The sequence below is a fragment of the Pseudomonas putida genome (genome assembly GCF_022627325.1).
GTDB classification, from domain to species: Bacteria; Pseudomonadota; Gammaproteobacteria; order Pseudomonadales; family Pseudomonadaceae; genus Aquipseudomonas; species Aquipseudomonas putida_X.
Genome location: NZ_JAETZZ010000060.1, coordinates 1 through 261 on the forward strand (window position 1 = coordinate 1; position 261 = coordinate 261).

The following is a 261-nucleotide window of genomic DNA, read 5'->3' on the forward strand; positions in this document are numbered from 1 at the left end:
CCGTTGACCTTGGCGGTCTCGACCAAGCTGTATATCTGCGCACTTGCCGTGGCGCCCTTGGGCGTGTCACTGAACAGCCAAGCCTTGCGCCCAATGACAAACGGTTTTATCGCACGCTCTGCCAGGTTGTTGTCGATTGGCAAATGGCCCGCTTCGACATACCGTTCCAGGCGGCTCCAGTTGTTTGCCAGGTAATGCACCGCCTTGCCCAATACGCTTTGCGGCGTCACCTGGGCGTACGTCTTGTCCAGCCAGCTTTTC

General features: G+C 58.2%; 1 protein-coding gene. It reads right to left on the reverse strand.

The window, feature by feature from the left end:
- On the reverse strand, positions 1 to 261 hold a 261-nt coding region (locus JNA92_RS25705), incomplete at both ends, for an IS66 family transposase (protein WP_241807231.1).